The sequence below is a fragment of the Actinacidiphila rubida genome (genome assembly GCF_900110255.1).
Classification (GTDB): Bacteria; Actinomycetota; Actinomycetes; order Streptomycetales; family Streptomycetaceae; genus Actinacidiphila; species Actinacidiphila rubida.
Genome location: NZ_FODD01000067.1, coordinates 20,406 through 27,581 on the forward strand (window position 1 = coordinate 20,406; position 7,176 = coordinate 27,581).

Sequence of the window (7,176 nt, forward strand, 5' to 3'; positions counted from 1 at the left end):
CGCTCACGCACTTCCGAGGGGAACACCACCCGATGTCGACCACCGACGAGACCGTCAAGCTCCCGCCCGTCCCGGGCGGTCCGGCGCCGCACGCCCCCGTGGCGGCGTCCCGTTCCGCGTCGCTCGAAGCGCGCGACATCTCCGCCTGGTTCGGCGACCACAAGGTCCTCGACCGGGTCTCGCTGTCCATGCCCGCGCAGCGCGTCACCGCGCTCATCGGCCCGTCCGGCTGCGGCAAGTCCACCTTCCTGCGGATCCTCAACCGCATGCACGAACTCATCGGCACCGCCTCGCTCGCCGGGCAGGTGCTGCTCGACGGCGAGGACATCTACGACCGCGGCCGCCGCATCACCCAGGCCCGCCGCGAGATCGGCATGGTCTTCCAGAAGCCCAACCCCTTCCCGGCGATGAGCATCTACGACAACGTGCTCGCCGGCCTGAAGATGAACGGCGTCAGGGCCGGCCGCAACGAACGCGACGACCTGGTCGAGGAGTGCCTGACGAAGGCCGGGCTGTGGCGCGAGGTCGCCGACCGGCTCCGGCAGCCCGGTGGCGCGCTGTCCGGCGGCCAGCAGCAGCGCCTGTGCATCGCGCGGTCCCTCGCGGTGCGCCCGCGCGTCCTGCTCATGGACGAGCCGTGCTCCGCGCTCGACCCGACCTCCACCCGCCGCATCGAGCAGACGATCGGCGAGCTGTCCGACGAGGTGACGATCGTGATCGTCACGCACAACATGCAGCAAGCCGCCCGCGTCTCCCACTCCTGCGCGTTCTTCCTCGCCGAACAGGGCACCCCCGGCGTGATCGTGGAGCACGGGCCGACCGACGCGATGTTCAACAGCCCCACGGACGAGCGGACTTCGGACTACGTCAACGGGCGCTTCGGCTGAGGGGGGAACTCCGTGCGGTCCTGGAGGGTCCGGGTGGCGGTCATGGTCCCCGCCGTGGCCATGCTGGCGGCGTGCGGCGGGCCGGTCGCGGTCCGGACGCCGTCCGCGGCGCCGGCCGCGGCGGGTGCGAACCGGCCGCTGCCGGAGGCCGGTTCGACGCCGGTCGCCACCACGGTGCCGTCGCCGTCCCCGCCGTCCCCGCCGTCGTCGCCGCCCGTCCGGCGGGTCCCGGCCGCGCGGGCGCCCGCGCGCACCACCGCGCCGCCGCTGCCGTCGCCGCAGCCGCCGCGCACGGGTCCGCGCAAGGGCGCGGTGCCGCGGCGGGCCGCCACGCCGCGTCCCACCGGGACGGTGTACCCGCCGGGCACGTGAGTGCTGCGCATCGGCGCGTGGTCGCGGCCCGTCGTCCACGGCGACCAGTCGACCATCGACCAGTGCAGGGCCGCAGTGCTGTTCAGCGGGCCCGACCCGCTGCAGGCCGACGGGTACGCGATGCGCACGACGGTGATCGTCGGCCACGACTACTGCGGCTTCGAGCGGCTCGCGCCGCTGCCCGTCGGTACCCGTGTCACCCTCGACGTGCCGCAGGGCACCATTACGTACCGCGTCTACGCGAACTATGTCGAACCGGGCCAAGGGGGTCCCGACAACGGGCTCTACTGGGGTGACCTCACCCTCCAGACATGCGTCGGGCCCGACACGGGGTTCAGCTACCTCACGATGGAGTAGCCGACGGGGTGCCCTCGGGTTTTGCTGGGTTCGGCTTCCGTCCTGCCCCTTGCGGTGCGTTGCCGTCCACCGGCCGGTGGGTGGTTGCTCGCGTTGGGGGCACCTCCCGGCCGAAGGCTGGGGGACCTCGCGCCCCTGGTGTGCGTGCCCTTTGTCCGTGGGGTCGGGGGCGCTCCGGAAGCGTCTCCTCGGAAATGTGCATACGGGTACCTCCACCGACGCACCCGGGGACCACGCACATTTCTCTGCGGGGAGCACTTCCTCCCCACCCCCTCCCGCTTATCCACCGTGCCGCGGGGGACATGGGACACGGCCAAGCTCTGTCCTCCCGCAGACGGGGACCGGCCGGAAGGGGACGATCCGGGTGTGTCCCCGCAGAACTGTGCATCCACCCGCCCAGCCGAACGGGAGATCGGTGCACGCACAGTTCGAGGAGACACACCCGGAGTGGCCCCTGACCCCACCCACGAACCTGCACCGCCAGGGGCGCGGGGAACTGCGCGACAAGCCACGACGAGACCGGCAGACGGCAGCGCGCAGCGCGGGGCACCCCGGATGCCGCAGGGGGCGCGCGGAACTGCGCGAGCAACCACGACGGCGCGGTGCAGGCCGAATCAGCCCCGGGGGCACCCCGTTGGCACCCCGTTGGCGGTAGCGTGGCGCGAGGGTCGTAGGGAACGGCTCTGTTGAGGGAAACTTCTGCCCGGTGACGAAGCCGGCGCCGAGCGCGTGTCCCCGCTCGCCGCCGACAGTGGACGGCTTCAGGCGATGATCGAGGGTCGGTGATCCGGACGCCGACGACCCGGAACGGTCCGCCCCGCCCGGCAGCACGAGGGACACGTCGTGCTTCTGTCCGCGTATCGGGGGGTGCTGGGTACGCCCGGCGCCGCACCCTTCTTCCTGGCCAGCCTCGTCGGCCGCCTCGGCGTCGCGATGACCAGCCTCGGACTGTTCTGGCTGCTGCGGCAGCAGACCGGCTCGTTCGCCACGGCCGGCCTCGTCACCGGGGCGTTCGCCGTCGCGGAGGCGGTGGCGGGGCCGCAAGCGGCCCGTCTGATCGACCGGTTCGGGCAGTGCCGGGTGCTGCCCGCCGTGCTGGCCGCGCACGCCGCGGCCGTCGCGGCCCTCGTGCTGCTGGCCGGGCGGGGAGCGCCCGGCGGGGCGCTGGTCGCCGCCGGCGTCCTCGTGGGCGCCACGATTCCGCAACTGGGCGCGCTGTCCGCGGCCCGCTGGGTGTTCCTGCTGCAGGACGGGCGCGCGGCCGAACTCCCCACCGCGTACGCCCTGGAGTCGCTGGCCAACGCCGGCGCGTACCTCGCCGGCCCGGCGCTGGTCGGCGTGCTGGGCGCGGCGGGGCACGCCGTCGTGGGGACCGCCGTCGCCGGGGCGGCGGTGGTCGCCGGCGGGCTGGCCCTCGCCGCGCAGCGGGCCTCGTCGCCCACGCCGGAGCGCGGCGAGGCCGCCCGCGGGGCGGGGCGGTTCCTGCTGCGGCGGGCGTTCGCGGTGGTCGTGGGGGTGAACGTCGCGATCGGGGGGTTCTTCGGGTCGCTGCCCGTCGCGGTGACGGCGTTCGCCGTGGACCGCGGCACCCCGGAGGCGGCCACCGTGCTGCTCACCGTGTCCAACCTGGCCGGTGTGCTGGTGAGTTGCCTCTACGGGTGGCGCCGCCCGCAGTGGCGGCCGGCCGCTCAACTCGCGGTGGTGACACTGCTGTTGGGCGCGGCGACGGCCGTGATGCCCGTCGCCGGCTCTGCGTTGGCGGTGGGGGCGGCCGTCGCGGTGACGGGATCGGCCGTGCCGGTGATCCTCATCCTGTGCACGGTGCTCGCGCGGGCCGCCGTCGAACGCGGCGTGCTCACACAGGCGTTCACCTGGCTCAACTCGTTCAGCGCGGCCGGTTCCGCGTGCGCGGCCGCCGCGTGCGGCCGGGTCGTGGAGGCGGCCGGCGCGCACGCGGGGTTCGCGGTCGTGGCGGTGTGCGGGCTCGCGATGGCCGTGGCGGGCGCCTGCGGCACGCGCGCGCCGGACCCTACAGGCCCGCCGCCGCTGCCAGATCGGCCTTGAGCGCGGACAGCGTCGCGGCGGCCGTCGCGCGGGCCCCGGCGAGGTCCGCGCGGGCGGCGGGGACGACGGCCTCCAGATAGCACTTGATCTTCGGCTCGGTCCCGGAGGGCCGGACCACGACGCGGGCGGAGCTGACGCCGTCGCCGGTGAGGCGGTAGCGCAGGCCGTCGGTGGGCGGCAGCCCTCCCGCGCCCTCCTGGAGGTCCTCCGCCGAGACGACGGTCAGGCCCGCGAGGGTGGCCGGCGGGTCGGCGCGCAGCCGCGCCATCGCGTCGGCGATGAGGGAGAGGTCCGCGACGCGCACCGAGAGCTGGTCGGTGGCGTGCAGGCCGTGCTCGACGGCGAGGTCGTCCAGGACGTCCGTCAACCCGCGGCCCTGCGTGCGCAGTTCCGCCGCCATCTCGGCGACGAGCAGCGCCGCGGTGATGCCGTCCTTGTCGCGCACGCCCGCGGGGTCGACGCAGTAGCCGAGCGCCTCCTCGTAGCCGTAGCGCAGGTTGGGCACGCGGGCGATCCACTTGAAACCGGTGAGGGTGTCCTCGTAGTCGAGGCCGGCGGCGGCCGCGATCCGCGACAGCAGCGAGGAGGAGACGATGCTCGCCGCGAACACGTCCTGGCCGGGCCGGGCGGCGCCCCGCCGCACGAGGTGCGCGGCCAGCAGCGCGCCCAGCTCGTCGCCGCGCAGCATGCGCCAGCCCGCGTCGGCCGCGGGGTCGGGGACGGCGACCGCGCAGCGGTCCGCGTCCGGGTCGTTGGCGATGACGATGTCGGGCGTGCGGCCCGCGGCGCCGTCCTGCGCGGTCTTGAACGCCAGGTCCATCGCCCCGGGCTCTTCGGGGTTGGGGAACGCGACGGTGGGGAAGTCCGGGTCGGGATCGGCCTGTTCGGGGACGACGGCGGGCACGGGGAAGCCGGCCCGCGCGAACGCCGCGACCAGGGTCTCCAGGCCAACGCCGTGCATCGGCGTGTAGACGACGGCCACGTCCCGTTCGCCGCCGGGCCGTACGACGGCCGCGGCGCGCTCCAGGTAGGCGTCCAGCACCTCGTCGCCGAGCACGTCCCAGCCGGACTCGGGCCGCGGCACCGACGCCAGCGGGCCGACGGCCGCGATCTGCGCGGCGATCTCCGCGTCGGCGGGCGGCACGATCTGCGAGCCGTCGCCCAGGTAGACCTTGTAGCCGTTGTCCTGCGGGGGGTTGTGGCTGGCGGTCACCATCACGCCGGCCGCGGCGCCGAGATGCCGGATGGCGTAGGCGAGGACGGGGGTGGGCAGTGGACGCGGCAGCAGCACCGCGCGCAGGCCGGCTCCGCACATCACCGCCGCGGTGTCGTAGGCGAACTCACGCGACTTGTGGCGGGCGTCGTACCCGATCACGACCAGGCCGCCACCGCGCGCCGACAGGTATCCGGCGAGGCCGGCCGCCGCACGGATGACGACGACGCGGTTCATCCGCCGCGGCCCGCCGCCCAGTTCGCCACGCAGCCCCGCCGTGCCGAACTCCAGCGTCCCGGAGAAGCGTTCCGCGAGATCCGCGAGGGCGTCCCCGGAACCTTCGGAGGCACCGGCGAGCAGCCGCTCCAGTTCCGTCCTGGTCTCCGCGTCCGGGTCCTCGTCGATCCAGGTGCGCACCCGGGCCAGCAGCTCGTCCATCGTGTCCTCCGCGAAGTGATCGCCCGCCCGGTCCGCTGCCCCGGCGTGCGGAGCGGGCCGCCGATCCGGCCGTTGCCCGCCCTGCCCTTGCCTGCCCTGCCCGCCGGTCCTACAAGCGTCCCAGCACCTGCGCGAGCAGCGTGCCCATGCGCACCGCCGACTCGCGTCCGGCCTCCAGGACCTCCTCGTGGTTGAGGGGCGCCCCGGTCATGCCGGCGGCGAGGTTCGTCACCAGCGACAGGCCCAGCACCTCCGCGCCGGCCTCGCGGGCCGCGATGGCCTCCAGCGTGGTGGACATGCCGACCAGGTCGCCGCCGATCGCCCGCACCATGCCGATCTCGGCCGGCGTCTCGTAGTGCGGCCCGGGCAGCTGCACGTAGACGCCCTCCTCCAGCGTCGGGTCGACCTCCTTGCACAGCGCCCGCAGCCGCGGGGAGTACAGGTCGGTCAGGTCCACGAAGCGGGCGCCGGCGATCGGGGAGGTGGCGGTCATGTTGATGTGGTCGCTGATCAGCACCGGCTGGCCGGGCCGGAACCCGGGGCGCAGCCCGCCGCAGCCGTTGGTGAGCACGACGGTCTTGCAGCCCGCGGCGACGGCGGTGCGCACGCCGTGCACGACGCTGGCCACGCCGCGGCCCTCGTACAGGTGGGTGCGGCCCAGGAAGACCAGGGCGCGGACACCGCCGATCCGCACCGAGCGCAGGGTGCCCGCGTGGCCGGCCACCGCGGGGGCCGGGAAGCCCGGCAGGTCGGTCACCGGAATCTCGTGGTCGGCGGTGCCGAGCCCGTCGGCGGCGGGCACCCAGCCCGAGCCCATGACCAGGGCCACGTCGTGGGTCTCGGCGCCGGTCAGCTCGCGCAGGCGGGCGGCGGCGGCGTCGGCCGCGGCGTAGGGATCGGGGTTCACGGAAGCGTTCACGGGCATGAGGGTAACCCGTGATGGCCTACGCGCGTAGACGACCGCCTCGAGTGGGGTCCGGGAATCGGATCTTCCGACCATTGACGGGCCGGTCGGGTCACCCCCGCGGCGGCGGCCACGTGGGGGACCCCGGGCGGTGCCGAGGCCCGTGCACGCGGCTCAGCAGGGCCGCTTGCGCAGCTCCATGACGTAGTCGTGGGGCGCGCCCGCGGACTCCGCGGCGTCCGCGATCTCGCCGAGGTAGCGGGCCGAGGGCAGCCCGCCCTCGTAGTCGTTGAGCACGTACAGCCAGGCCGGGACGTCGCCCTCCATCGTGTGCACCCGCAGCGTGGTGCGCCGGTAGACGCCCAGCGGGACGCCCTCCCAGCGGTCCAGCGACTCCTCGTCGACCGGCGCGAGGTCGTAGAGCCCGACGAAGACCTGGCCGGCGGTGTCCTCGACCAGCGTGGTCAGCGCGCCCTCCCACCCCATCTGCTCGCCGCCGAACGTCAGCCGCCACCCCATCAGCCAGCCGGTGCCGCGCAGCGGGGAGTGCGGTGCGCGGCGCGTCATCAGCCGCGCGTCGAGGTTGCTGGCGTAGGCGGCGTAGAGCGACATGCTCCGAGCGTACGGGGTGCTCCCGGGGCTTGCTGGGTTCCGCCTACGGGGTGCCCCCGGGGCTTGTCCGGCCGTCCACCGGCCGGTGGATCGGTTCGGGCTCCGGGGTGCCGCGCGCTGCGCGCTGCCGTGTGCCGCGCCGTCGTGGCTTGTGGCGCAGTTCCCCGCGCCCCTGCGGGGCTCGTCCTGCCCCTTGCGGTGCGTTGCCGTCTGCCGGTCTCGTCGTGGTTGTTCGCGCAGTTCCTCGCGCCCCTGGTGTGCGTGCCCTTTGTTCGTGGGGTCGGGGGCGCTCCGGAAGCGTCTCCTCGGAAATGTGCATACGGGTTCGT

Annotated in this window: 7 protein-coding genes; 3 read left to right on the forward strand and 4 right to left on the reverse strand. The window is 74.7% G+C overall.

What is annotated here, in order from left to right; all coding sequences use genetic code 11:
• Positions 1-32: 32 nt before the first annotated feature.
• A complete protein-coding gene (locus tag BMW99_RS36705; RefSeq protein ID WP_079138740.1) occupies positions 33-887 on the forward strand; it encodes a phosphate ABC transporter ATP-binding protein in 855 nt (284 codons plus the stop codon).
• Here BMW99_RS36705 and BMW99_RS36710 read toward each other — a convergent pair.
• On the reverse strand, positions 863-1,270 hold the full coding sequence (locus BMW99_RS36710; protein WP_143080610.1) for a hypothetical protein: 408 nt from the start codon (positions 1,268-1,270) through the stop codon (positions 863-865). The two genes, BMW99_RS36705 and BMW99_RS36710, sit on opposite strands and share 25 nt — an antisense overlap.
• Between BMW99_RS36710 and BMW99_RS36715 the strand changes: the two genes are divergently transcribed.
• Both BMW99_RS36715 and BMW99_RS36720 read left to right on the forward strand, forming a co-directional pair.
• Entirely contained in the window at positions 1,260-1,616 is a 357-nt protein-coding gene (locus BMW99_RS36715) for a sortase family protein (RefSeq protein WP_075018309.1), read from the forward strand. The genes BMW99_RS36710 and BMW99_RS36715 overlap by 11 nt on opposite strands.
• 843 nt (positions 1,617-2,459) lie before the next feature.
• On the forward strand, positions 2,460-3,680 hold the full coding sequence (locus BMW99_RS36720) for an MFS transporter (protein ID WP_069466862.1): 1,221 nt from the start codon (positions 2,460-2,462) through the stop codon (positions 3,678-3,680).
• On the opposite strand, the gene BMW99_RS36725 is transcribed toward BMW99_RS36720, so the two are convergent.
• The 3 genes from BMW99_RS36725 to BMW99_RS36735 all read right to left on the reverse strand — a co-directional run bounded on the left by BMW99_RS36725 (position 3,646) and on the right by BMW99_RS36735 (position 6,847).
• A complete protein-coding gene (locus BMW99_RS36725) occupies positions 3,646-5,331 on the reverse strand; it encodes a phospho-sugar mutase (RefSeq protein WP_075018310.1) in 1,686 nt (561 codons plus the stop codon). The genes BMW99_RS36720 and BMW99_RS36725 overlap by 35 nt on opposite strands.
• Before the next feature lie 109 nt (positions 5,332-5,440).
• Positions 5,441-6,250: a purine-nucleoside phosphorylase gene (locus tag BMW99_RS36730; protein ID WP_069464407.1), complete on the reverse strand. Its 810-nt coding sequence runs from the start codon at positions 6,248-6,250 to the stop codon at positions 5,441-5,443.
• A 159-nt stretch (positions 6,251-6,409) separates the two neighbouring features.
• The gene (locus BMW99_RS36735) at positions 6,410-6,847 is read right to left on the reverse strand and encodes a gamma-glutamylcyclotransferase (RefSeq protein WP_075018311.1); all 438 of its coding nucleotides are present in this window, start codon (positions 6,845-6,847) and stop codon (positions 6,410-6,412) included.
• Between the last annotated feature and the right edge of the window lie 329 nt (positions 6,848-7,176).